Source organism: Fictibacillus sp. UD (assembly GCF_043558025.1).
Lineage (GTDB): Bacteria > Bacillota > Bacilli > Bacillales > Fictibacillaceae > Fictibacillus.
Window position 1 is genome coordinate 74,470 of sequence record NZ_JARUHH010000005.1, and the last position, 25,039, is coordinate 99,508.

General features: G+C 39.2%; 27 protein-coding genes. 22 read left to right on the forward strand and 5 right to left on the reverse strand.

Annotated elements, in window-relative coordinates; genetic code table 11:
- Positions 1–35 precede the first annotated feature (35 nt).
- Entirely contained in the window at positions 36–494 is a 459-nt protein-coding gene (locus tag P8610_RS10165) for a TspO/MBR family protein (RefSeq protein WP_394604291.1), read from the reverse strand.
- A gap of 191 nt (positions 495–685) precedes the next feature.
- On the opposite strand from P8610_RS10165, the gene P8610_RS10170 reads away from it, so the two are divergent.
- From P8610_RS10170 to P8610_RS10205, 8 genes are all read left to right on the forward strand, one after another.
- Positions 686–1,810: an NADH-dependent flavin oxidoreductase gene (locus P8610_RS10170; protein ID WP_394604292.1), complete on the forward strand. Its 1,125-nt coding sequence runs from the start codon at positions 686–688 to the stop codon at positions 1,808–1,810.
- 827 nt (positions 1,811–2,637) lie between these two features.
- Complete coding sequence (locus P8610_RS10175) at positions 2,638–2,979, forward strand: YwqH-like family protein (RefSeq protein WP_394604293.1); 342 nt, start codon at positions 2,638–2,640, stop codon at positions 2,977–2,979.
- A gap of 14 nt (positions 2,980–2,993) precedes the next feature.
- Positions 2,994–3,272, forward strand: a complete 279-nt coding sequence (locus tag P8610_RS10180; protein ID WP_394604294.1) for a DUF5344 family protein — start codon at positions 2,994–2,996, stop codon at positions 3,270–3,272.
- A 31-nt stretch (positions 3,273–3,303) separates the two neighbouring features.
- Positions 3,304–4,875 (forward strand): ribonuclease YeeF family protein, encoded by a 1,572-nt coding sequence (locus P8610_RS10185; RefSeq protein WP_394604295.1) that lies wholly within the window; start codon positions 3,304–3,306, stop codon positions 4,873–4,875.
- 18 nt (positions 4,876–4,893) lie between these two features.
- Positions 4,894–5,679 carry an ABC transporter ATPase gene (locus tag P8610_RS10190; protein ID WP_394604296.1) on the forward strand — a complete coding sequence of 262 codons (786 nt, stop codon included), beginning with the start codon at positions 4,894–4,896 and terminating at the stop codon, positions 5,677–5,679.
- A gap of 26 nt (positions 5,680–5,705) precedes the next feature.
- Positions 5,706–6,158, forward strand: coding sequence for a DUF5085 family protein (locus tag P8610_RS10195; protein WP_394604297.1), 453 nt, complete (start codon positions 5,706–5,708; stop codon positions 6,156–6,158).
- Complete coding sequence (locus P8610_RS10200; RefSeq protein WP_394604298.1) at positions 6,155–6,622, forward strand: DUF5085 family protein; 468 nt, start codon at positions 6,155–6,157, stop codon at positions 6,620–6,622. Before P8610_RS10195 ends, P8610_RS10200 begins: the two co-directional genes overlap by 4 nt.
- Positions 6,623–6,730: 108 nt before the next feature.
- Positions 6,731–7,843, forward strand: a complete 1,113-nt coding sequence (locus P8610_RS10205; RefSeq protein ID WP_394604299.1) for an NAD(P)/FAD-dependent oxidoreductase — start codon at positions 6,731–6,733, stop codon at positions 7,841–7,843.
- Positions 7,844–7,883: 40 nt separating this feature from the next.
- Here P8610_RS10205 and P8610_RS10210 read toward each other — a convergent pair whose 3' ends face one another.
- Positions 7,884–8,384, reverse strand: a complete 501-nt coding sequence (locus P8610_RS10210; RefSeq protein ID WP_394604300.1) for a hypothetical protein — start codon at positions 8,382–8,384, stop codon at positions 7,884–7,886.
- 97 nt (positions 8,385–8,481) lie between these two features.
- Between P8610_RS10210 and P8610_RS10215 the strand changes: the two genes are divergently transcribed.
- The 6 genes from P8610_RS10215 to P8610_RS10240 all read left to right on the forward strand — a co-directional run bounded on the left by P8610_RS10215 (position 8,482) and on the right by P8610_RS10240 (position 13,030).
- On the forward strand, positions 8,482–9,063 hold the full coding sequence (locus P8610_RS10215) for a vWA domain-containing protein (protein ID WP_394604301.1): 582 nt from the start codon (positions 8,482–8,484) through the stop codon (positions 9,061–9,063).
- A gap of 141 nt (positions 9,064–9,204) precedes the next feature.
- A complete protein-coding gene (locus P8610_RS10220; protein ID WP_289497290.1) occupies positions 9,205–9,591 on the forward strand; it encodes a GntR family transcriptional regulator in 387 nt (128 codons plus the stop codon).
- Positions 9,588–10,490: an ATP-binding cassette domain-containing protein gene (locus P8610_RS10225; protein WP_394604302.1), complete on the forward strand. Its 903-nt coding sequence runs from the start codon at positions 9,588–9,590 to the stop codon at positions 10,488–10,490. The genes P8610_RS10220 and P8610_RS10225 overlap by 4 nt, the downstream gene beginning before the upstream one ends.
- Positions 10,471–11,214 (forward strand): hypothetical protein, encoded by a 744-nt coding sequence (locus P8610_RS10230; protein WP_289497288.1) that lies wholly within the window; start codon positions 10,471–10,473, stop codon positions 11,212–11,214. Before P8610_RS10225 ends, P8610_RS10230 begins: the two co-directional genes overlap by 20 nt.
- Entirely contained in the window at positions 11,211–11,915 is a 705-nt protein-coding gene (locus tag P8610_RS10235; protein ID WP_394604303.1) for a hypothetical protein, read from the forward strand. Before P8610_RS10230 ends, P8610_RS10235 begins: the two co-directional genes overlap by 4 nt.
- A 14-nt stretch (positions 11,916–11,929) precedes the next feature.
- On the forward strand, positions 11,930–13,030 hold the full coding sequence (locus tag P8610_RS10240; RefSeq protein ID WP_394604304.1) for a threonine aldolase family protein: 1,101 nt from the start codon (positions 11,930–11,932) through the stop codon (positions 13,028–13,030).
- Between the two features lie 450 nt (positions 13,031–13,480).
- Here the strand turns inward: P8610_RS10240 and P8610_RS10245 are convergent, their stop codons facing one another.
- From P8610_RS10245 to P8610_RS10255, 3 genes are all read right to left on the reverse strand, one after another.
- On the reverse strand, positions 13,481–14,095 hold the full coding sequence (locus P8610_RS10245; protein ID WP_289497285.1) for a TasA family protein: 615 nt from the start codon (positions 14,093–14,095) through the stop codon (positions 13,481–13,483).
- Between the two features lie 81 nt (positions 14,096–14,176).
- Positions 14,177–14,722: a signal peptidase I SipW gene (gene sipW / locus P8610_RS10250; RefSeq protein WP_394604305.1), complete on the reverse strand. Its 546-nt coding sequence runs from the start codon at positions 14,720–14,722 to the stop codon at positions 14,177–14,179.
- Positions 14,679–15,338, reverse strand: coding sequence for a DUF4047 domain-containing protein (locus tag P8610_RS10255; protein WP_394604306.1), 660 nt, complete (start codon positions 15,336–15,338; stop codon positions 14,679–14,681). The genes sipW and P8610_RS10255 overlap by 44 nt, the downstream gene beginning before the upstream one ends.
- 231 nt (positions 15,339–15,569) lie before the next feature.
- Between P8610_RS10255 and P8610_RS10260 the strand changes: the two genes are divergently transcribed.
- The 8 genes from P8610_RS10260 (at position 15,570) to P8610_RS10295 (ending at position 24,845) form a co-directional block, all read left to right on the forward strand.
- Positions 15,570–17,315 (forward strand): M4 family metallopeptidase, encoded by a 1,746-nt coding sequence (locus P8610_RS10260; protein ID WP_394604307.1) that lies wholly within the window; start codon positions 15,570–15,572, stop codon positions 17,313–17,315.
- 152 nt (positions 17,316–17,467) lie between these two features.
- Positions 17,468–18,709, forward strand: a complete 1,242-nt coding sequence (locus P8610_RS10265; RefSeq protein ID WP_394604308.1) for a helix-turn-helix domain-containing protein — start codon at positions 17,468–17,470, stop codon at positions 18,707–18,709.
- A 126-nt stretch (positions 18,710–18,835) separates the two neighbouring features.
- Positions 18,836–19,846, forward strand: coding sequence for a LacI family DNA-binding transcriptional regulator (locus P8610_RS10270; RefSeq protein ID WP_394604309.1), 1,011 nt, complete (start codon positions 18,836–18,838; stop codon positions 19,844–19,846).
- A gap of 107 nt (positions 19,847–19,953) precedes the next feature.
- Positions 19,954–21,264: an ABC transporter substrate-binding protein gene (locus P8610_RS10275; RefSeq protein WP_394604310.1), complete on the forward strand. Its 1,311-nt coding sequence runs from the start codon at positions 19,954–19,956 to the stop codon at positions 21,262–21,264.
- A gap of 71 nt (positions 21,265–21,335) precedes the next feature.
- The gene (locus P8610_RS10280; RefSeq protein ID WP_394604311.1) at positions 21,336–22,235 is read left to right on the forward strand and encodes a carbohydrate ABC transporter permease; all 900 of its coding nucleotides are present in this window, start codon (positions 21,336–21,338) and stop codon (positions 22,233–22,235) included.
- Between the two features lie 129 nt (positions 22,236–22,364).
- Positions 22,365–23,141 (forward strand): carbohydrate ABC transporter permease, encoded by a 777-nt coding sequence (locus P8610_RS10285; protein WP_394604463.1) that lies wholly within the window; start codon positions 22,365–22,367, stop codon positions 23,139–23,141.
- Positions 23,142–23,156: 15 nt separating this feature from the next.
- Entirely contained in the window at positions 23,157–24,524 is a 1,368-nt protein-coding gene (locus P8610_RS10290) for a GH1 family beta-glucosidase (protein ID WP_394604312.1), read from the forward strand.
- Positions 24,525–24,632: 108 nt separating this feature from the next.
- Entirely contained in the window at positions 24,633–24,845 is a 213-nt protein-coding gene (locus P8610_RS10295; RefSeq protein ID WP_394604313.1) for a hypothetical protein, read from the forward strand.
- Positions 24,846–25,039 lie beyond the last annotated feature (194 nt).

Here is a 25,039-nt window from a genome sequence, read left to right on the forward strand (position 1 = left end):
AGGGTTAGATCTCTTTTTGGTATAGACATTTTTGTTTATGCATTCATGTTGTAGATTGTCCAGGATAAGTAGGTAGCAAATGAACTCCAGAGAAGATACGGAATAAGCAGCCATCCTGAGACTTTTCTTAAACGACTTGCATAAATGACTAAAAGCAAAGTGGTCACAGCGATCAAAAATGCATCAAAGGTAGCTAATAACAAATCTTTTTGTGCGAACTGAAAATAACTGAAAGCCTGATTCAATACATAATTGACTACAAAAAGAATCCAAAAACTAATTGGTTTAAAACCATATTGATTGTAAATAAGAGTAGCGGATAAGGCGATTAAAGTAAACAATACAGTCCAGATCATGCCGATTGTTTGCCCTGATGGAGTCCATGAAGGCTTATTTAGTGCGTCATACCACTCCTTGTCAATGGGAAACAGAATACTGGAAACATAGAACGAGGCAAAGATAATAATAAACACGGCTATACTGGATTTTTTCATGATTACCTCCTGAGTTGTAGTGTAAATGGAGCAGGCAGTAGACTGCATTTCTTAGAATTATACTTTTCCCTTAATAAATTATTATTAAAACAGAAGCGTAACTTTTGCTTTTCTGAATTGTGGGTATTAATATAATAGTTACTTTAAAAAAGAAAGTTATTAAGTGATTAAATAAAGAGGTGGAAAGCAGCATGATGAACGAAAAATACGCACCATTATTTAAAACGTTTAGCTTTAAAAATGGAGTAGAACTTAAAAACCGAGTTGTGATGGCACCCATGACAAATTTCTCATCCAATCCTGATGGAACAGTAACTGACGAAGAAATCCAATATTATGAGCGCCGTTCTGAAGGTGTTGGCATGGTGATCACAGCGTGTACAAATGTAACAGCCAATGGTAAAGGATTTCCGGGAGAGTTTGCAGGAGATACGGATGACATGATTCCGAGTCTTCGCCGTTTAGCTTCTGCTATTCAAGCAAAAGGTTCAAAAGCGATTCTTCAGATTTTTCACGGCGGCCGTGAAGTACCGCCTGAGCTAGTTCCAAACGGCGATGTGGTAAGTGCAAGTGATATTCCTTCAGCTGAAGGCAAACCAGTGCCTCGCCCGTTAACTTCTGATGAGGTAGCTTCGGTCATACGTGATTTTGGAGAAGCGACAAGGCGCGCTATTGAAGCTGGTTTTGACGGTGTTGAAATTCATGGAGCGAACGGTTACTTGATTCAGCAGTTCTTTTCTCCGCATGCTAACCGTCGCGAGGATCAGTGGGGAGGTTCATTAGAAAAGCGTATGGCGTTTCCACTTGCTGTAGTAGATTCTGTTAAAAAAGCAGTGGCAGAACACGCTGATGGTACATTCATCGTGGGCTACCGCTTCTCACCAGAAGAGCCGGAAACACCTGGAATCACGATGGCAGACACATTAGCACTTGTTGATGCATTAAGCGTAAAGAATCTTGATTACCTCCACGTTTCTTTGATGGATTTCTGGTCAGAGCCCAGACGCGGTGTAGAAGATACACGTCCTCGTATTGAAATCATTAAAGAAAGAGCAGGAGACCGTGTTCCAGTAATCGGTGTCGGATCAATCTACACGGCAGATGATGCTATAAAAGCACTTGAGACAGGTGTTCCGCTAATCGCACTTGGCCGCGAACTGATTATCGATCCAGACTGGGTACAAAAGATAGAACAAGGCCGAGAATCAGAAATCGTAACAAAGATTGATAAAACGAAACAAAAAGAATTGGTTGTTCCAGATCCATTATGGAACGCAATCATAAATTCACCAGGATGGTTTCCTGGAGTTGAATAGACAATTGGTAAAAGCCGCAACGATCTTCGTTGCGGTTTTTTGATGTTTACATCATTTTTAATAGCCTACCAAGCTAAAAACAGGATTGTGCCCCGAAAAATAGCAAAATCTCATGAAAAACTTCAAAAATTGGTTTTTATAGCTGAAATACTCCAGCAGGCAGGCGAAGATGCTTCTTTCTAATGCTGAGAATTGCCTGTATGAGCCTGTGGTGCGTGAGAATCGCCTTGATGTGCGCGCAAATGATTGGTTTGTGCGTGGAACAGAAGCTCACCTGAGCGTAAACACCATTCAACTGCGCGCAAAGTAAGGGTAGCCGCGCGAATGTGTAATAAATAAAGGCTCAATTGTTGCTTTGGAAGCAGATTGTTCAATTCTCTTCTATGACAAGTTGATTGGAGTGTAAGATGCGAGACTCCTCGAAAATTGAACTTCAAATTTTCTTCGTGCGATGTGTCGCTGCCGTAGCCTTCCTTGTCCTGCGGGACAGTCGGGCAGGTGAGACACTTAAGAGTGAAACGTTAAGAATGTGGCTCACCGCCTGCCCCGCGGAAAGCGAGCATCTGGAACGGAAATCAACCACTTTCAAGAGCAACAAAGTTTGCGAAACAACCTAAATTAAAGATCACATGCTCTGTTTAAAAAGCGATTAGGAAAACAAAATACATACGAAAAGGACAGCTTTAAGGGATTATTAGACCTAATCCAATGCTTAAAAAGTGGTTTATTTTGGATATTTTGGTGGAAAGAAGTACTGTGTTAGTTTTTGTAATTAGTTCCATTTAACCTATTTATTACTAGTTTTAAAATAGGAGAGGAGGTTAAAAGTGCTGTCCTATTACTACGCGATGATAAGTAAAGCTCAGGAAGAATTGAACCGACTATATTTGTGTCAGTCTAAGCTAACTTATAAACAGCATGAATTTATGCTGCTGGAGAAAAAATGTCTAGATCCAGAATTATCACCTAGCACTTGGCATGGTAATCATGCTATGCAGTTTCAGTCGATACGAGAATCAAGTATACATGCTGATTGTCTGGATATTGGCTCTAATCAGTTTGCGGCAATTTTTGACGCGATTTCTAGCAAAATAGCAATGCTAAACTCGGAAATTTCATCTCTTCAGCAAAGTATCTCAAATTATAAAGAGGATCTTAAAAAACAATAAAAGGGGGGAGCATAATGTCAGAGATAAAGATGGTCTACGGAGAGATTGAGGCCCAATTACGCGTAATGAAACAAGCCTGTGACAACTTGAAACCACAGGCAGCAAATCCAATCACCGGAAACAGACTCGATGTTGCAGAGAAACTTACTGACATTGGAATAAAACTAGAATCCCTGCTAGTAAAATACCAATCTGTCTTATCGCAAAATATAAAGTCCACTGAGGGTTCCGTTGACTTTATGAGAAATACAGATCATCAGCTGTCAGGTACCATGCATAACAAAGTCATGTAATTATAAAAATTGTACAAAGAGGGGTGGGTTTATGAAGGTATTGAATGTCCAGCCTTTTCATGAAGGTATTTCGAGGCAATCGAAAATGCTGGACCGTCTTTATAATGAAATGGAAGGAATAAAGGCAGAAACTGAACGTTTTACGGGTATGGAAGATGCGCTTAAAGGACAAGGAGGAGCTGCAATACGTTCTTTTTATCAGGAATGTCACCTGCCCTTCATTCAATTTTTTTTGACATTTAAAAACCATTTCAACAGTACACTTGAACAGATGAATGCTGCACTAAATTCTTTAGAACCAAACCCGTCCGGTATGATCCGCCAAGAATTTCTAGAAGGAGAAATTGAAGCAAAGTTGAAAGAACTTAGACAACAAGTTGGCGATCTGACGGATGAAGGGAACGCTATAACTGCCTCGGTCTCCGATATTGTTGCCCTTCCAAAGCTCAACGACGCTCATATGCAGCAGAGCATTCAACGAGCGGATCAAAAGAAAGATGAGACCATTGAGGACCTCATGAGGTTTGACAGCAGCCAAACCAATTCGTTAAATGCCATCGAGGAAGATATTGCAATCATGGAGCAATGGCTGGCTGATCTTGAAGGCATGGTAAAAGACGGGCTAGTAAACGGCAGTTTTCCCGTTGATGCTTGGAAAGAATATACTTCGATTTCACCGCTGCGTACTGAGCTAGCCAAGCGTACGGGAGATTTGAGTGGCGTACCTAAAGGTAAGGATGCGGAGAACACAGGTGATGTATCGGGTGCTAATCCGGCAATGGCAGCAGCAAAACAGTATGTAGGTGATGCAAAAAAACTAAATACCGCTTTAACTGGGGGAATATCAAGCTTCCGTATGTTTATGGCTGGGAAAAACAATGGTCTTAGCATAACGAAGGCATGGGATCCGAAAACTGGTAAATACGGATACCGCGTACATGCAAGCGGGGAAGCTTTAAGAAAGTTAGGCGTTGAACCAAATGCCAAAGGATTAAGTGAATTGATGAATCGTGTTCCTAAAGGAGGAAAAGGTCTCAAAGGTAAGCACTATACGAATGCCGCTAATAATAAAGTTACCTTAAAATATGCAACCAAGAAACCAGGTCAATCGGGCTGGTCGGCAATGGGGGATGATGTACTTAGTAAAAACCCTTCTCTCGCGTATTGGAATGATAAAGCAACATTAGCGGAAAAAGCCAAGACAGTTGGGAGCGCCACTGTTAAAGGAGCAGGAAAATCTTTTAAAGATGCAGTAGATTTTAAAGGGATTGTTAGCAGCGGACCCATCAAAGGCGCGACAAAAGCATTGGGTCCCATATCCGCAGGTCTTGCGTTTTACAGCAACCATGAAAGTGCTAAAGCAGATGGCTTAAGCGGCAAAGAAGCTGCGGCAAGGGCAAGTGTTGATACAGGAATAGATCTGGCTGTTTCAGGTGCGGTTCAGGCAGGGAGCGTTGCTTTATTTACAGCACTTATTCCCATACCAGGTGTAGGAACGGCAGTTGGAATTGCAGCAGGTATAGGGTTTAATACATTGTTAAATAGGAAAAGTAAGAAGTCAGGAAAATCAATTATGGATAATATCAAAGGGTGGTTTCATTAATCGTTAGGAGGGTGAAAAGTGTTTAAAAAATTGTCTGTTGAAGATTTTGCAGTGTTAAAAGGTCCGCTTGAATCAGGCAGGCAGAGTCCTCAATCATTGGGAGGTGTTTTAGTCTTAGGGGCAGCTATGCAAGCCCTAGCTTTCTATCTCATTTACAACGTTGCTGCGGAATTAAGTGTTTATCCCAATATTGAAGGTATAAAAAAAATACACTTATGGGCGACTATTATATTAACCGTTTTATCGATTATTTACGCTGTTCCTTTTATATACAGGAGAAGTGAAAAATTGCAGTACTTTTTAGGTATTTTATTATCACAAAATATTGGCGGTGCGTGCATGTATTTAGGAGCCTTGTTTGTTATAGGTGCAGATTTTAATGTTACAGAAAAATCGTTGATAAATCTGACCTTTATAACATTAGGTTTCGCAGTAATACTTTTTGTCGTAACGTTCGTTCGTTTTTATATTTTGCTTCACAAAGGCCAGTATCGTGAAGGATCTGGTAGAGGACAGATTAGAGAAAGGTTTGAAACTACTTCGTATATACCAATGGCTATTGTTCTTGGATTGGCTATTGTTTATATTATCCAATATTTAATAAGAGCTGGCGGCTTATTTTCATTAGAAACGTTCTTCTTAACTGTTCTTCCTCTTCTTATTTTTTACACAATGATCTTTGTCCTGCCAGAACAGCTCGTGATCCTCTATTGTAAATTCCGGTTTAAGAGCTTTAATTTTGATAGAAATGGATATCTGTATTCAGAATCAATATCTGCTAATGATAAGAGTTTACGAGTTTAAATAACATAACAGAAAGGATGCTTGAGATGGAAGTTTCTTCGTTACAATTTGATTCTGTGCTTGTTTATCGTAAGCATGATCTGAAAGAAAACTGGCAGGAAGGTTTACATGATCTTGAGGAGATTGAACTGAATCAGGAAGTCTATAAAAATGGGCCAGTTTTTTTCTCATGTACAGATGACGCATATGATAGAGATAAAGGTGCATTTACCTATTATTTACCCATCAACCAGCCTGTCGGTGTGAGAGAAGATGCAGAGATACAGTACCTAGAGCAAGTACAGATTGACAAGGCACTGACACTAAGACAAGCTGACCAGGAAACAAACTTCTCAGCTGCTTATGAAAAAGTAAAGAAGTATGCTGAAAGAGAGAATATAGCATTATCTGATACTTATTATTGTGTCATGCTCGATGTGTATGGTGAGATCATGATCGACCTTTACGTACCACTGGCAGAACGGAGTGAAGTCAGTTGATTAACTCACAACATACGATGACGTACCGAAATGTTGCTTCAAAATTGTACAATTTTTATCCTGAAGAAATTGGTGAAGCGATAAAGGATTTAACAGCTACTCTTGAAAAATACGGATATCACCCAACCGGGGAATTGTTTTATAGTATGATCAGCGAACCGACGGCGGAAATTATGACAGCTGAAATTTTCATGCCCATTGAAGAGCCGTTATTAAACGTACCAAAAGAGGAAGATGTTAGGTTTAGGAGTTATTTTTTAATAAAAAATGCGATTGCAGCACGGTTGCTTAATCAATTCGATGAGCAATCACAGGTGAAATACTGGGAGTTGGCTGCTTTCGCTGAAGAAAAGGGTTTAAAGCGTGCAACTCCATTTTTTGTTGAATACAAGAGAACCTATAGAGGAACTTTCTATGCTGTCATGAGTTTTGGAGTGGAAAAGGCTGCTGTTGCCATTGAATAAAAATAAGGCAAGCTGTTGATTGGGCTAATGAATCAGCAGCTTTTGCTTTTGATAGAGGTGTCTGTGTTACAATCTAAGTAAAATTTTAATGCTAAAGGTGTTTTATATATGAAAAAAATCATTGTCATTGGTGCAGGGATTCTAGGAGCATCTACTGCTTATCACATAGCCAAATCCGGTGCTGAAGTGATAGTGGTGGATCGGCAAGATAGAGGACAGGCAACGGATGCAGCCGCTGGAATCGTATGTCCTTGGCTTTCGCAGCGCCGAAACAAAGCGTGGTACAAATTAGCAAAAGGTGGTGCGCGTTATTATCCTGAACTCATTCAGCAACTTGAAGCTGATGGTGAAACGGATACGGGGTATAAACGAGTAGGTACACTCAGTTTGCATGCAGACTCAGAAAAACTTGAAAAAATGGCAGAACGAGCAATGAAACGAAGAGAAGATGCGCCTGAAATTGGGGAGATTACGATCCTTTCACCTGAAGAAACAAAGAAGCGTTTTCCTCCTCTATCTGAAGAATATGGCTCCGTTTTTGTAAGTGGTGGAGCTCGCGTGAATGGCCGAGCGATGCGGAATGCGTTAGTGCGTGCAGCGGCTAATAATGGTGCAACATTCTTAAATGGCAACGCAACTCTACTCCATAAAAATAATATTGTTGTTGGAGTTACCATTGAGGGTAAAGAAATACTGGCAGATGAGGTCATAGTTACAGCTGGAGCATGGTCAAACGAGATCCTGCAGCCGCTCGGAATCACCTTCAAAGTAACTCCGCAAAAAGCACAGATTATTCATCTGCATCTGCCTCAAACAGAAACTGATTCTTGGCCTGTCGTAATGCCGCCGACAAACCAGTACATCTTAACATTTGATGACAGAGTGGTTGTTGGCGCAACACACGAAGATGAAGAAGGTTTTGATGATCGGGTAACTGCTGGTGGTGTACATGAAATTCTTACAAAAGCATTAGCTGTTGCACCAGGTCTGTCAGACGGAACCATTCTTGAGACAAGGGTAGGATTTCGTCCGTTCACACCAGGATTTTTACCTGTTATCGGACCTTTGCCTACCTATAAAAAGATATGGATTGCAAATGGACTTGGAGCATCAGGCTTAACGAGCGGACCTTATCTTGGTGCAGAACTCGCAAAGCTTGCATTAGGAAAACCATCCGAGCTTGATTTATTAGATTATGATGTAGCAGGTGCAATTGAATAGAAAATGCAGAAAGACAACTTCACAGTGAGAGGTTGTCTTTTTATATGGAACTTCCTATAGGCGTTAGACTGAAATGAACAAGATACTCATTAACTTCAAACCTATCATAAATTTTTTTGTTGATGCAAAATCTGAAGATTAAATCGTTCGTATCACTGTCAGATAACGAGTAGCCTGCTGTTTCTAATAGTTCTTCTGTATTCTCTTCGTTCAACTCCAAAGCCAAAGCTAGCGCAAGGATCGTATTTTTCTTTGGTCGGTAATCTGTTTTTGAGCGTATTTTTGAAAAATGCTTTCGGTCTAAACCAGCCTTTTTGTAAACCTCTGTGTCCAAAACATCTTTCTGATCAATAAGTTGAAAAAGTTTTTCCTGAAGTGTGGGCTTCCGATTCTTATGAATAAATTCGTCCAATTCAAAACGCAGGCTGTTTTCTTCTAGACTTTCTTCCATGATTTCGGAGGACTTGCAAACTTCTAATTCCATTATTAAGCGTTCATTAAGATACGTTTCTAATTCTAATAAAAGCTTTTGATCAAGCATAGAGACATCCTCCTTAAATGTCGCTTTACAGGCGACCATGAGCTGGATAATTCTAGCTATTATTATAGCATGACAAATCATTAGGAGATGGTTAAGGATGAATAAGAAGTTAACAGAGATCGTGTTTTTGCTAGATCGAAGCGGTTCTATGTCAGGGCTGGAGAAGGATACTATTGGCGGGTTTAACTCATTTGTGAAAAGACAATGTGAGCTTGATGAAGAAACAGTTCTTACTGCGGTTCTTTTTGATGATCAGTATGAAGTTCTTTGTAGCGGTGCACCTGCAAAAAGCGTTCATTTAACCAGTAATGAGTATTATGTCAGGGGAACTACAGCTCTTTTAGATGCTGTAGGTAAAACAATTTTGGATGTGGGTTACAGGCTTTCACAGGTAAATGAAGAGGATAGACCCGGAAAGATAATCTTTGTTATTACGACTGATGGCATGGAAAATGCGAGTCATGAATTTTCATATGAAAAAGTAAAGGATCTGATCCGTCACCAGCAAGAGAAGTACAGCTGGGAGTTTATCTTTATGGGCGCTAACATTGATGTGGCGAAAGAAGCGGAAAGCATAGGGATTAAAGAGGAAAATGCTTTTCACTTTGAAGCCACCAATGATGGAGTAGAGAATATGTACACGATTATGAGCGAGCAAGTAACGGCAAGAAGAAAATAATGGTTTGGTATTAGGCAGTTTCCTCGGTAAAGGGAGCTGTCTTTTTAATTGTAATCAAAAACAATTTATTGCATATATTGGTAATATATAGTACATTACATATGTAATGTACTATAGTGGTAAGTTGGAGGTGAAGTACAATTGCTGCTGAATGCTGACAGTATGAAACCGATTTACGTTCAGATCGCTGAATGGCTTGAAAATGAAATCTTAAATGAAACGATTCAAGCAGATGAAAAGGTCTATTCACAATATCAATTAGCTGAGATGTTTAATGTAAATCCAGCCACAGCAGGGAAAGGCATAAACCTGTTGGCTGACGATAACGTTCTTTATAAGAAGAGGGGACTAGGTATGTTTGTAGCAGCAGATGCACGAAAGATCATCCTCAGAAAAAGAAAGAATTCCAAGTTGAACACACTGGTGAACGAACTAGCGAGAGAAGCTGTTCAATTACAAGTGGAGGTCGATGAGCTTGTGACGATGATTAAAGATACACACCAAAAGATAAAGGAGGAGCAAGCATGAATGTAGTGGTATGTAATGATCTGACAAAGCAATATGGGAAATCAAAAGTGATTAACTCTATGACCTTTCGATTAGCGGAGAATAAGATTACAGGTTTAATTGGACGCAATGGAGCAGGAAAGACAACGCTATTAAAAATCATTGCAGGTTATCTTCATCATTCTTCTGGTGACATTCAAGTCTTCTCAGAGAATCCATTTAATAATCTAAAAGTTTCTGCTAATACCATTTTTATAGATAACGAAATGAGTTTTTCTCAAGGATTAACGTTAAAAGAGCTGCTTGAAACTGCGGGGAACTTTTATCCGAACTGGGATCACGATTTAGCTTTGCGGCTATTTGATTATTTTGCTTTGAATCCAGGACAGTATCATGGAAATCTCTCAAAAGGGATGAAAAGTACTTTTAATATGATCATCGGATTAGCAGCGCGCTGCCCACTCACGATTATGGATGAACCTACGAGCGGTATGGATTCAGGTACAAGAAAAGACTTTTATCGAGCACTGCTAAAAGAGTACATTTCTCACCCGCGAACCATTATTTTATCAAGCCATTTACTAGATGAAGTAGAAGATTTGTTAGAAGATGTATTGCTTATTAAGTCAGGTGAAAAATGTCTTCATCTGTCCATTGATGCGCTAAGGGACTATGCGATTGGTGTTCGCGGTAAAACAGAAAAGGTACAGGAGTGGATCAATAGAATTGAAACCATTCATGTACAGGATATTGGCGCTAATCTCTCATACGCGGTTGTTAAAAATGATCGTTCCATAAAAGAGCTTGAGGATGCCAGAGGCTTAGGGCTAGAAATCACGCAGGTTTCTGCAGAAGATATTTGCAGTTATTTAACAAGTAAAACAAAGGGTGGGATCGATCATGTATTTAACAGAGGTTAAAACTTGGGACATTGTGAAGAAGCAATACCGCTATAAGTTGAAGTCATACTTTGGGGTTTTTACTTCTTTAATTATGATTCAGTTACTCGCGATTTTTTTCTCCTTTAATGGAAATGGTATGAGCGGTAGTACATCCAATTCTATATCTTACGAAGTCAATTATTATTCAGGTGACATTATATTAGTGTTTATGATGATTTGGGCGTTTATTACAGCGATCATTATAACGACCAAAGCTTATCGCTACGATGATTTTTCATTTATTACAAACCGTAGGATCAGCCACTTTTCGAACATTCTTTTTCTACTATCTGCCAGTATATTTGCAGGATTATCCGTTTACTTTTCTACCCACCTTTTTCAAGTTCTTGCATTTTACTTAAAAGACAATTTCTCAATTATCATGGATACGCTTCCCTTTTTGACATGGGTTACGGGGATCAGTGCATCTGTCCTTTATATCTTTCTTTTTGCTAGTGCGGGTTATTTTATTGGAATTTTAATTCAATTGCACCGAGGTTTTCTCTTCATTATTCCAACCTTTGCTTTTGGTGGTTTAATCATGGATGGTCTTGGTGGAAACCCTACGTTATTCATGAATGTAAGTAAGTTTTTTGGAGCTGAAACTTCATTTGCCCTGTTTGCCGTAAAAGTGTTGGTAGTATCTATCGTCTTATTGCTCTCTAGCATAGGGATCTCTAACCGAATGGAGGTAAGGAAATGAGTATTATTGTATTGCTGATACCGATTATATTTTTTGTGCTGATTACTTTTGGAATAGGCACTTACATGTTCAATAAGAGAAGAGGCGGACTTCGCAAAATAAAGTGGCTGCTTGGAGGGTATACGGTCGTATTGTTGCTAGCGACTGCTATTTCTTTTACGCTGCTGCCTCAAAATGTTACAGAAGGAAAGATGGTAACAAGAAGTGAGATGGACAAAGTTCAAGAGGCTCAAAGTAAAGTACTAGAAGGTGCCTTTAATGGTAAGCTCGAAAACTTCAAAGGTACTTTTTTAGAAAAAGAAAACTGGTCGTTCCCCACTAAAGAAAACACATTAGATGTAAATATGATTGATAAAGAAATGTATGGAATCATGGTGTTTGTTGAAAAAAAGAAGAATAATGACGGTGTTATAGAAGCTGCCCATTATTACGGAAAATCCTATATTGATGGCATAGATTTTACAGATAAATTAGAATCTCCTTCTCTAGCGTTTGATGGAAAGACGCTCTCTATAAAAGCTCCTAAGATGTTGGAAGTTAGTTTTACTAAATTCTCTCAAGGTTTTGCATTTAGTCAGTTTTCTGGTACTGGTAATGCATTTGAGGATCGTCATACATCTGTAATGGGGAATGACTTTATACTTTTAAGTGTACCCCGTGATTTGAAAATCAATGGTGATGTGAATTATGTGAATAAATAGGAGGAGATTTTGGGTTGGAAAACAAAAACGTATTATTTGAAGCCTATCAACATGCTAAGTATCAGGTGACGGGTCATGGGAAAAGAGATATATCCGTCTTGGTAGATGCATTAGACGCAGTTTCAAAAAAACAAGAAAGTGATATGTACGGGAAAGGGCATATTATTGAAGATTTTCAAAAGAAGTTGGCTGCCTATCTAGGCAAAGAAACTGCCGTGTTCTTTCCGAGTGGAACGATGGCTCAGCAAATCGCGATGCGCATATGGTGTGACCAAAAGGGGATGAAAAGAGTAGCTTATCATCCGTTATGTCACTTAGAGATTCATGAAGAAGATGGTTTGAAAGAGTTGCATCATATCGAACCAGTGCTTCTAGCTGATGAAAATAGAATCATTGAGCTGAATGACGTGGTTAATATGAAAGAAGAGGTGTCTTGTTTACTGCTTGAACTTCCTCAGCGGGAAATAGGCGGACAGCTACCAACATACAAAACACTTCAGGCGATTTCAGATTACTGCCGTAATAAAGGAATTAAGCTTCATCTGGATGGAGCTAGACTTTTTGAAATTCTTCCATACTACGCTAAGACTGCCGCTGAAGTTTGTGCTCTTTTTGACAGTGTTTATATTTCGTTCTACAAAGGGCTCGGAGGCATTGCTGGAGCGATATTAGCGGGACCACAAGACTTTACTGAGGAATCAAAGGTTTGGAAAAGACGCCATGGCGGTGATCTAATCAGTCTTTATCCTTATATCATAAGTGCGGATTTCTATTTTGATCAACGCATTGATAAAATGGATAGTTATTTTAGTGGCGCAAAGGAATTAGCTGATCTTTATAACGCTTGTGAAGGCGTACGTACACTGCCAATAAAGCCTGTATCTAATATGTTTCACGTCCACATTCATGCATCGAAGGATGAGGTAGAAACTATTTTAGCAGAAACCATTGATGAAACAGGGATTGGTTTAACGGGACACCTTAGAGAAAATGGTGAGAAAAGCTGCTTTTTTGAAGTAAGTATTGGTGATAACTTTTCAAAAATACCTAAGAACGATTTAAAACAAGCATTTATATTACTCAATAAGAAGCTGAGAGAAAGAATGATAGCGTAATTGTAAGAAGTTGATCTGTTTGGAAAGTGAATTGTTCAAACAGATCAACTTATTTGTTGCTGTAAAAGCCTGCTGCGTGAAAAAGAATCATAGGTGATCGGGAATTGAAGGGAACTGCGAGTAAAGTTCAGCAGCCTGAGTGGAATTAGCTAAACTTGCGCGCAGACGAGATTCAACTGCGCGAACGTGTAATAAATAAAGACACTTTTTTAAGAGATGGTTGCTTTCAAACCTAATTTCTTCTATGACAGTTGATTGTAGTGTAAGGTGCGAGACTCCTGCGGGACAGGTGGGCAGGTGAGACACTTAAGAGTGGAACGTACGAATGTGGCTCACCGCCTGCCCCGCGGAAAGCGAGCAGCCTGAAACGGAAATCAACCCTTTCAAGAGCAACTAAGCCTGCTCAAACAAAAAGAACTGCTCTATCAGCAGTTCTTCATTATCAAATATTTAGTTATTCTCTGGATCTGTATCGTCGTTATAAGCGCCAGGTGCTTGTTTTGCATTGAACGTCCAATCTACTTGGAGCTTATCTCCTTGGAATTGGTTTTGATCTTCGCCATTATCAACGAACTGGAATAATACGAACATTTTTTCTTTCTCGCCTGGAGGGATTCCGTCAGGACGCTGTGTGGTACCTACAAACTCATCAATTGCTGTTAGATCAGGCTGTTGTTCTTTAAGTTGGGCTAGAGTCGTCTCAACGACAGGTACAGTTGCACTGCTCGTGTTGTACATGATTGTTACTTTAATGTGGTTTGCAAGATCATCTGTATTATCAGCTTTTGCATCTTCAACTGTATATTTCGTATCCAGCAATACTTGATAGATGTCTAGAGAACCTTTGTTTTCAAACGTAAATTCACGGTACACTTCATCGCCAGGTTTAATGTTGTCAATGTTAACAACGGCGTTTGGATTTATGGAAAGATCCAATGTACCTGATGCGAATGTGTTTTTTGTCTCAAACGTGTCACTAAAGTAAGCGAACGTTCCTCCGCCCATTAATGATAGACCAAGTGCTGCTGTCATTACCCCTTTACTTACTGTCTTTGTAAAACCCATTTTCTCAACCTCCAATAGTAGTATGTAATCAGATTTATTAAACTCGTATGTATGCTAGATACATAGAGAGCTAACCTAAATTTATGCTTTTTCCACATCTAATTTTCTAGCTGCATTCACAATAGAATAGACAGCTGAACCGAATAGAAAAAGCCCTGGAATAAATAATAATAGAGCAGAAGCTTCCTTAGATTGAGTCACATTTAAAGCATAGCCTGCGTAGGGAATTGTATATCCCGTATAGCTCCCGATTACATCATTTGAAGGCACGGACCACATATCGGCCCCGTCATTGTTATCCCCTTTAGTATCATAAGAAACTTGTCCATTTTTATGATGAACACCAACGATTCTGTGAGTGATCAGCTTGTCTTCCATTTGAAAGGTTATGATTTCTCCTTTTTTAAAGGAGTCAGGGTTTTCTGCTTGTTTAATAGAAATGATAGATCCTGTTTGAAAGATAGGTTCCATTGACCCAGATAATACAGCTTTTATCTGATAGCCGAAAACGGAAGGTTCAGCTCCTGAAACGCGTGAAGATAGAATCATAAAAGCGAGCAAACAAATGACAACAACGAAGGCACTACTCATTAGTTTCATTGTTATTTTTAAGCCTTTTTTCATCATGTTCTGGCACTCCTTCGTTTTGGTCTAAGATCTCTGTCTTATTTGTAGAGGGTGTTGCCTCTGGAGCTTCTCCAAGCTCTTCGGAAGATTGAGTACTTGCCGCATCTTCCAATTTTTTAATGCGTAACTCAATAGAGAAACGATATTTTTCCATGTATTGAAAATCAATTGTTTGCTTAATTTGCTTGGCTTTCCCATCTATTTCATTCCAACCCTCTAGGACAAATCGGTATGTATTCTGATCTAGTTTTCTAACTTGTTTATGATAGGCAGCTTGCTCATTGTACTCGTTTTCAAATCTAAATAATAAAGACTGCAGTTCCCGTTCCTTTACTGTGAGGTCAGCTAATGCTTCCTTTAACTCTTGTAAAGTTGAATCATCTGATACTTGCGGAATGCTTTCGTAAACAGAGAGCATGTCCCCATGTATTTGTTTAGCGCTTCGGGTCAGCTTTTGAATGGTGGACGGGAAAACGATGGCAGCTGAAACTTCAATCGGTTTTAGCAGGGCATTACTTGAAAATGCTGCTTCTGTTTGGCCGGCAATTTGTGCTCCGCAATAAAAGGAAACAGAGCATAATCCTATTAGAACCAGCCCATTATGGAATTTGCCCATCACATTCAGCCCCCCTCATCTCGTTGGTTAGACCCTATTATTACAGAATTATTGGAAGATTGTTATTGGGTTAATCGCATGAAAAAACATAGACATTTTTTGTCGAATGTGGACACAAAATCTATAAAAGCCCGAAAAACCGTACGAAATTTAACCCAATTGACCACTTTTACAATCTTCTTAATAATTGGAATTATTCCGGAAGCACATTATGAAGAAGAGGTGAATGGGTTGAATAAGAAAAAACAAAAAAGCTTAAACAAGAAAGTGGTCATTCCAGCCGTTTTAGCATTATCGGTTACACTTGGTGGTATATCAGTACCTGGATCCAGTGCAAACGCAAATACGTCATCCGTGTTATTCCAAGCACCGGAAGGGTTGAGCAAAGCTGAGATCGTAAAAGCTTATTTGCAATCACAAGTGGTTTCAGAGGTTGGTGCAAGATCAACATCTTCAATTGGTGATCAGTTTAAGATTGTAAGTGAGTTTGCAGATAGTGCGACAAATACATACCATGTTCGTACTGTTGAGCAATATAATGGCATACCGATCTATGGCAGTGGACAAACTGTCGCTCTGGATGCAGATAACAACGTGTATGCTTCTTTTGGTAAGGTAACTCAAACATTAGCGAAATCCATTATTCCTACTGTTCCTTCTATTACAAAAGAAGACGCAGAAGGAACAGCTAAAGAGCAAGTGGTATCGCAAATAGGAGAAGTTAAGAATTATGACGGAGTAGAAACAGAACTAACGATTTACCCGCATGAAGGAAGAAACTACTTAACGTATTTAGTAAAAGTTTCAACTTCTGTTCCTGCGCCAGGCTACTATCATTATTTTATTGATGCATCTACTGGTGAGATTGTAGATCATTTTAATGCGGTTCATGAAGCTGATGCACCGGCGGTTACACCAATTACTGGTCGAGGGTTAGATGTTTTTGGTAAGGTTCAAAACTTTATTGCTGTAAAAGACAATGTTTCAGGGAAAAGCTACCTTCATGGTGCAGCAATTGCAGGAGGAACTACAACGAATCCAAACATCGTACCGGTTCATACGTACAAAGCGAACCGTATGGGTGAAACAGCGTTCATTCTTTTATCTGGACTCTTTGGACTTTCAGGATTTGAAGTAGAGACAGGAACCACTTTCTTTGCTGACCCTGCGGCGGTTTCTGCACATTCAAACTCAATCAAAGTAAATAATTACTACCAAAGTATTCATAAGCGTAACAGTATTGACGGAAACGGAATGCCGATAATTAGTACTGTACACATTGGATCAAAATGGAATAATGCTGCTTGGAACGGAAAGCAGATGCTCTACGGTGATGGGGACGGTATTCTTTTCAGCTCACTAGCAGGAGCGATGGACGTTGCGGGGCATGAGATGACACATGGTGTAATTTCCAAGACTGCAAACCTGACATACCAAGGAGAATCCGGTGCGATCAATGAATCCTTGGCTGATATCTTTGGTGCCTTGTCTGAAATGCATTCACATGGATTAACGAGTCCATCTGAATGGGAAATGGGTGAAGATATTTTCACACCGAACGTCCCAGGTGATGGAGGATTACGTTCAATGAGTAATCCAAAATCTAAGAAACTTTCTTCTGTTTATGGGTTAAAAGACAATGCTTATCCAGATCATTATGAAGACCGTTACTTAGGTGAGTTAGATAAAGGCGGCGTTCATATTAACAGCTCTATCAACAATAAAGCGGCTTACCTGATCTCAGAAGGCGGCGAGCATCGTGGAGTTAAAGTTACGGGTATTACGCGTTCGAAAACAGAGAAGATCTTCTACCGTGCTTTAACAAACTATCTTGTACCGTCTTCAGGGTTTAAAGAGATGCGTGCTGCAGCGATCCAGTCAGCTCGTGACCTTTATCCAGATCGTAACGGTGCTCCGTCAAATGAAACGAAAGCAGTTATCGCCGCATACGATGCGATTGGCGTGCCAGCACAATAAAACACTACAAATCCACGAGAGAGTAATCTTTCGTGGTTTTTTTATGGAAAAATAGTGGGTATTAAGACTTAAATACATGACCTTAGAAGGGAGAAAACCTGTTTGCAAAGAAACTTTTATTATTAAACATTTGTTCATGAGGAGAGACATCTATGATTGAGGGAGAAATTATAAAGTTTTATCGTAAAAAAAGAGGACTTTCTCAAGAACAACTAGGAAAAGACATTTGTACAACAACACATGTCAGTAAAATTGAGCGAGGACAGACGAAGTACTCAACAGAAATTATTGCTTTATTTTCAGAGCGCCTGGATATCGATATACATAAGGAGATCGAGTTCTTTCAAAGCATGGAAAAGAAACTCCACCAGTGGCATAAATCTATCATCATGCAAAGGATGAAAGAGGTAGAGAGAACCAAAAACGAATTGGATCAATTTCCAATCATTCAGTTCTCAAAACATGCAGCACTATATCAATTGGTCTTGGCTCGATATTACCTGTTGAAAAAAGAGATTCCAAAAGTAATTAATATCATAAACAAATTAAATAAAGAGTACCTAAGTCCTTATGAGGAAAATATGCATAAGCATGTAACAGGTATTTATTACTTACAGAAATGCAACGATTTCCTTATAGAAAATCGTAAAAAAGCTGTGGAGATCTTAAATACGATAAACATGGACGTCTATGGAAATGAAGAATGCTGCTATCATTTAGCAATGGCTTATCAATGGGTTGAATCCAAAACAATGGCATATATAAATGCCAAAAAAGCGGTGGACTATTTTAAGAGAAACAATAACTTCTCTAGAGCCATTCAAGCAGAATCGTTAATGCTGCTTCAAATAGAAAGTGCTACGATCCATGATTTTGAACAAAAAGTAAGCCGATACCATCAATTAATACAAGATAGCGATACCTTAAACGAGATCGGTATTATAGGCATGCTGCTGCATAATCTTGGACTCGAATATTTTAAAAGAAAAGACTATAAGAATGCTCATATCTATTATCAAAAAGCACTAAAGATGGCTGACAAGAAAACAGCGATTTACTTAAACCGTCTATATAATTTTTTGGATAACAGCATCGATGGGAAATTGCAATCACGAAAACAACAATTGAAGAGCGCAGAAGATGGGTTTGCGGCTTCCAAAAATATGAAGCACTATTTATACCTCCACTTATTTCAACTTCACCTATTCATAATAAAGGGAGAGATGAAATCTTATTTTGATTACTTAGAAAACATAGCACTTCCATTCTTTCAATCTGAGAATCAATTTAGTAGAGTCGAAAAGTTTGGAAAGCAATTATATCATCATTACGCGGACACGAAGCAGTATGAAAAAGCAGTGAAGATTGCAAGCTTGTTTCTAAATGGAGATTAATAGACTACTTTCAAGATGGGAAGGGAATGCTTCCTGTCTTTTTTATAAATTTTATATTGAAACTTATCATTTGAAGGAGTATAATTTCAAATAACGAAAGCGCTTTCGATAAAGAGGAGATAACTAATGGCTACAATCTATGACATTGCAAAAAAAACGGGATTTTCAACGACTACCGTTTCAAAAGCACTTAATAATTACTCAGATGTGAGCGAAAAGACGAAAAAGAAGATATTGCAAGCAGTTGAAGACATGGGTTATCTGCCAAATGCTCACGCGCAATCTCTTTCGACGAAAAAGTCTTGGACAATCGGTGTGATGTTTTCGGAAGCTAATGAGGTTGGAATGAAGCACCCGTTCTTTAGTGCGATAATAGAAAGTTTTAGAAAACAAGCTGAACGGGAAGGGTATGATTTAATTTTTGCTTCCCGAAATCTGCGTAATCGAGATATAAGCTACTTAGAACACTTTTCTTATCGAGCTGTGGATGGAATAGTTGTGATTTGTTCTGATCCACAAGATCCGCAAGTACAAGAGATGATTAACAGCGCCATTCCTATTGTCGTTATTGATATGAATAATCAAAACTGCAGTTTAGTGTTTTCGGACAATATTGAAGGCGGCAAGCTAGCTGTAAATTACTTAAACTCACTGGGTCATACGAAGATTGCACACATATCGGGGGACCCATCTACAGATGCCGGTACAGAGCGGATCAAAGGGTACAAGAAAGCAATGAATGACTTAAAGCTTCCGATACTTGAAGGTTATTTGATAAATGGCGGTTTGTTTTCCATCGAGGAAGGTCGAGCAGCCATGGAGAAACTTCTATCTTTAAAGGATATGCCTACAGCTGTATTTGTAGCTGGAGACCATATGGCAATCGGAGCCATAGAAGCGATTAAGGAAAAAGGGTTGAGAGTGCCAGAGGACATTTCAATTGTTGGGTATGATGACATTGAAATGGCAGCGTATATTACCCCTAAATTAACAACAATCAAGCAAGATACTGATTTAATAGGTTTTCAAGCAGCAAAGTTGCTGATGGAACAAATTTCTCAAAAGAAAAAGCTGATCACATCTAAATGTTTGCCGGTAGAACTGGTCATCCGAGAGTCTTGTTCGCAAAAAAAATAAAGAAAATTTTTTTCGGGCTTTCCGAAAGCGGTTTCGAATATTTTTTTAAACAAAAACGAAACCGCTTTCGCAAAAATAAAAATAATGCAAGGGGAAGGGGTATTTGAATGAAAAAGAAGTTAAGTATGTTTTTAGCTTTAATGCTGGTAGTCGGGTTATTTGCGGGTTGTTCTAGTGACTCAAAAACATCAAATGGTGGTAAGAAAGATGTGGATTTAAGAATCTGGTCATTTACAGATGAGCTTAAGAAGCCTATTAAAACGTTTGAAGAAAAAAATGGCGTGAAAGTAGAATTAACGATTGTGCCAATTGCAGACTATCCAACAAAGTTAAAGCCAGTTTTGGAAAGTGGAGTTGGAGCACCTGACGTATTCACAGGTGAGATTGCCTTTTTGAAACAATGGGTTGATGCAGGTTACTGGGAAAACTTATCAGAAAAGCCGTACAACGCAGATGAGTTATCTGATAAATACGTACCATATGTATTCGATCTAGGAAAAGATAAAGATGGCGATGTACGTGCATTATCTTGGCAAACAACTCCAGGAGGAATTTATTATAAGCGCAGCATTGCGAAGGAAGTATTAGGGACAGACGATCCAGCTCAAGTTGGAGAAATGATGAGCTCTATGGATAAAGTATTTGAAGTAGCTGAAAAAATGAAAGAAAAAGGCTATAGCATGTTCCCAGACGAAGGTTCAATTCGCTGGTTCGCACAAGGTGACAACCCACAGCCATGGGTTAACGATAAGAATGAATTGCAGCTGACAGAAGAAAAAATCGAGTATATGGATTATTCTAAAAAGCTTCGTGATAACAGCTACACAGCTCTTGCTCCTGAATGGTCTCCATCATGGTTCGAAGGAATGGATAAGCCTATTAAGGTAAAAGAGGGTGGAAAAGAAAAAGAAACTCAAGTATTCTCTTATGTTCTTCCAACATGGGGCCTTCATAGCGTTTTAAAAACAAACGTAAAAGAGTCTGTTGGAGATTGGGCTGTAACAAGCGGTCCGACACCATATTTCTGGGGTGGAACATGGCTTGGGGTTTACAACAAGTCTGACAATAAAGAACTTGCTTACAAATTTGTAAAAATGATGACTCAAGATGATGAATTCTTAACTTCTTGGAGTAAAGAAACTGGGGACGTATTATCTTACCTTCCTGTTACAAATGCGATTAAAGACGATTTTAGCGATAAGTTCTTAGGCGGACAAAACAACTACCAATTCTTCTTGGAGCAGTCAAAAGAGATTACTCCTGGAATTGTAACAAAGTATGACCAGCAGTTAGATACGCTTTACGGAAATGCTGTTCAACAGTATGTAACAGGTAAAAAATCAAAGGATGCAGCGATTAAAGAATTCTACCAAAAAGCACAAAATGCGTATCCTGACTTAAAAGTACCTAAAAAATAAGCATAAAAATGAACCGTGTGAGTGGCGGGGTATTACTCTGCCACCGCACTATTTTGAAAGGAGGAGGGGAGATGAAAAATTTAAACAGATACGGCTATGTTTTTATTGCCCCATTTTGGATCATCTTCTTAATTTTTAGTATTTATCCAGTCGCGTTAACTTTCTACTACAGCTTTACAAATTATACAGGCAGCGGTGAAGCCCAAGTCGTAGGACTCGCTAACTATAAACGGCTGCTTACAGATACGTACTTTGTGGAAGCTTTCTTTAATACGTGGAAAATCTGGGGTGTGAACTTTGCCCTTCAAATCGGCCTGGCTCTCATTCTAGCTATGATTTTTTCAGATATGAGACTGAAGTTAAAAGGTATTGCGTTTTTTAGATCCATCTTTTACCTTCCCAACTTAATTACGATCAGTTCGGTCGCTCTATTATTTGGTATTTTACTAGATTGGCAGCATGGTTCACTTAACATGATGCTGTTGAAACTCGGCGTTATTTCGGATCCGATCAACTGGCTGAATGAACCAACGAGCGCCCAGCTTTCTGTATCGCTTATCTTGACGTGGATGTGGTTTGGTCACTCATTTATTGTCGTAATGGCAGGGGTATCGGGTATATCCAAAGACTATTACGAAGCAGCATTAATAGATGGTGCGAATCGCTGGCAGACGTTTACAAAGATTACGATTCCGCTATTAAAGCCTATCCTGCTTTATATCATGATTACCTCGCTTATTGGAGGTCTTCAATTGTTTGATCTGCCAATGCTTTTAACAGATGGAATAGGATCACCTGACGGATCGCTTAATACGATGGTGCTCTATTTATACAATCAAGCCTTTAAATATAACAACTATGGATATGCTGCTGCTGTAGCGTATGGCTTATTTGTTATTACTCTCATATTCTCTGCGTTCATCTTTAAAGGGATGTATGGGAAAGAACGTAAACAACCAAGGCAGGTGTAAAGCATGATAGGAAAAACTGCGGTAGACAAAACCTTTTCTAACGAAGTGGAAAAAAAGAGTGTAACTGAAACAAAACCGAAACCAAAAAGAAGCATTCCGAAATTAATCCTATACATCGTACTAAGTGTGATGGCTATTGTTTGCTTCATTCCGTTCTTAATGATGCTTGTCAATGCGACTCGGTCAAATGAGGCAATTTTATCCGGCTTTACTTTAATGCCAGGAAGTTCATTGGTTGAAAACTATCAAACGATGATGAGTTACATCAATATTTGGGCTGGTTTTAAGAATAGCTTAATTATTTCTGTGCTCGTTACGTTATTATCTGGATACTTTTCAGCGTTAACGGCTTATGGCTTTGCTTTTTATATTTTCAAAGGCAAGAATGCGATGTTTATTTTCATGCTAGTGATGATGATGGTTCCTGGTCAGCTGGGGTTGATCGGTTTTTATGAGTTAAGTAAAAATTTAGGGATTCTTGATACGTATATACCGTTAATCGTACCAGCAGTGGCGAGTCCTTTTGTCGTGTTCTTTCTTCGCCAGTATATTACAACGACACTTCATCCGAGTTTGATTGAAGCGGCACGAATTGATGGCGCAAGTGAATTTAAGATCTTTCACACGATTGCGATTCCCATCATGATGCCAGCGATCGCTACAATGTCGATCTTCACTTTTATTGGTTCATGGAACAATTACATCTTGCCACTAGTTGTTCTGTTTTCACCGGAAAAGTTTACATTGCCAGTTCTAATGGGATTCTTAAAAGGATCACAAGTGGCTCAAAACCTTGGATCCATGTATTTAGGAATTGCCATTTCAGTTGTACCAATCATGGTTGCTTTTCTATTTTTATCAAAATATATCGTCAACAGCATTTCAGCAGGTTCTATAAAAGAATAGAGGAGAGAAATAGTTATGCATTTTAAAGATTCATTCGTTTTCGGAACAGCCACGTCTTCTTATCAGATTGAGGGAGCTCGTCTTGAGGGAGGCAGAACATTTTCAATCTGGGATACGTTCTGTGATGTACCAGGGAAAGTATACAAACAGCATAACGGAAGCGAAGCATGTGATCACTACCACCGCTTTGAGGAAGATATTCAGCAGATCAAGAAACTTGGTGTAGAAACTTACCGCTTTTCTGTTTCCTGGCCGCGAATCTTCCCTGAAAAGGGAGTATACAATCCAGAGGGAATGGCGTTTTATAAAAAATTAACGCAGCGTTTGCATGAAGAAGGAATCAAGCCGGCCATTACTCTTTATCACTGGGACCTTCCTGTATGGGCTCATGAGGAAGGCGGATGGGTGAACCGTGAATCGGTAGAATGGTTCATGGAATTAGCAAAAGTGTGCTTTCAAGAGCTTGATGCTGAAGTCGACTCATGGATCACGCATAACGAACCGTGGTGTGCTGGTTTCTTAGGCTATCATCAAGGATTCCATGCACCGGGTCATACAAATATGGATGAAGCCGTTCGAGCTGTTCACCACATGCTTCTTTCACACGGAAAAGCAGTTCAATGGCTAAAGAATGAAATGCAGTCCAAAACGCCGATTGGAATCACGCTGAATCTATCGCCGATGTATGCTAAATCGGATTCTGCAAACGATCAGCTTGCTGCTAATAATGCAGACGGCTACTCAAACAGATGGTTTTTAGATCCTGTATTTAAAGGGCAGTACCCGGTTGACATGATGAATCTGTTTTCCAAATATGTTCACTCTTATGACTTTATTCAAAGTGATGACATGGGAATCATCTCTACGGCTTGTGATTTCTTTGGCATTAACTATTACAGCAGAGGCTATGTGGAATTTTCAGCAGCAAATGACTTCTTGCATAAAGGAGCTCATTCTGATTATGAAAAGACAGGCATGGGCTGGGATATCGCTCCGGAAGAATTTAAAGATCTGATCAGAAGACTTCGCCAAGATTACACGGATCTTCCTATTTATATCACTGAAAACGGTGCAGCTTTTGATGATACTCTTGAGAATGGAAGAGTGCATGATAAAGATCGTGTAGATTATATCGAGAAGCATCTGCAAGCTGTTTCAGACCTAAACGACGAAGGAATGAATATTGAAGGCTACTACCTATGGTCACTAATGGATAATTTTGAGTGGAGTTTCGGTTATGACAAGCGCTTCGGAATCATCTACGTAGACTTCGATACTCAGGAGAGAATCTGGAAAGACAGTGCGTACCGATATGCGGAGATTGTAAAAAACAGAGGCAATCATAACAGCAGTAAAGATACCGATGCTGTTACGGTTAGCTAATCCATAAAATCTGATTCACCGTGTAGCCCCTGACTTTAGTTAGGGGCTTTTTATTCTGTGTAGAATTTTCCTGTGTGGGGAAGATAAATAAACATAGGAGGGATATTGATGAAGGATGATAAAGAAGAAAGAATCGATCAAGAAACATCAGCCGGGTTGAATGAGCTTGTTGAGATCATAAATGCAAAAGGGGATGTTGGTGAACTGAAAGAAATTGTTGATAAATACAAAACTGAAAACGAACATTCACCTTTGTGCAACGATGACTTTTTCTATGCCGATCTAAGAGCGATTGCAGAAGATGGTGCTAAGGAAGATTAATTTTACTGAATTTCGAAAGTATATTGTTTCTTATAAGTTTTATTAAAAAAGCTGGCTTAAAAGGCATAAAATGACCTTTGAAGTCAGCTTTCATTTTGAGGATGTATATATGGCTGAAATAAAAATCAGTGAGGCTAATATATAGTGATGTGCGTGAAACGAGGGCATTCTTGAGCGTAACAGGGGCTAAATTG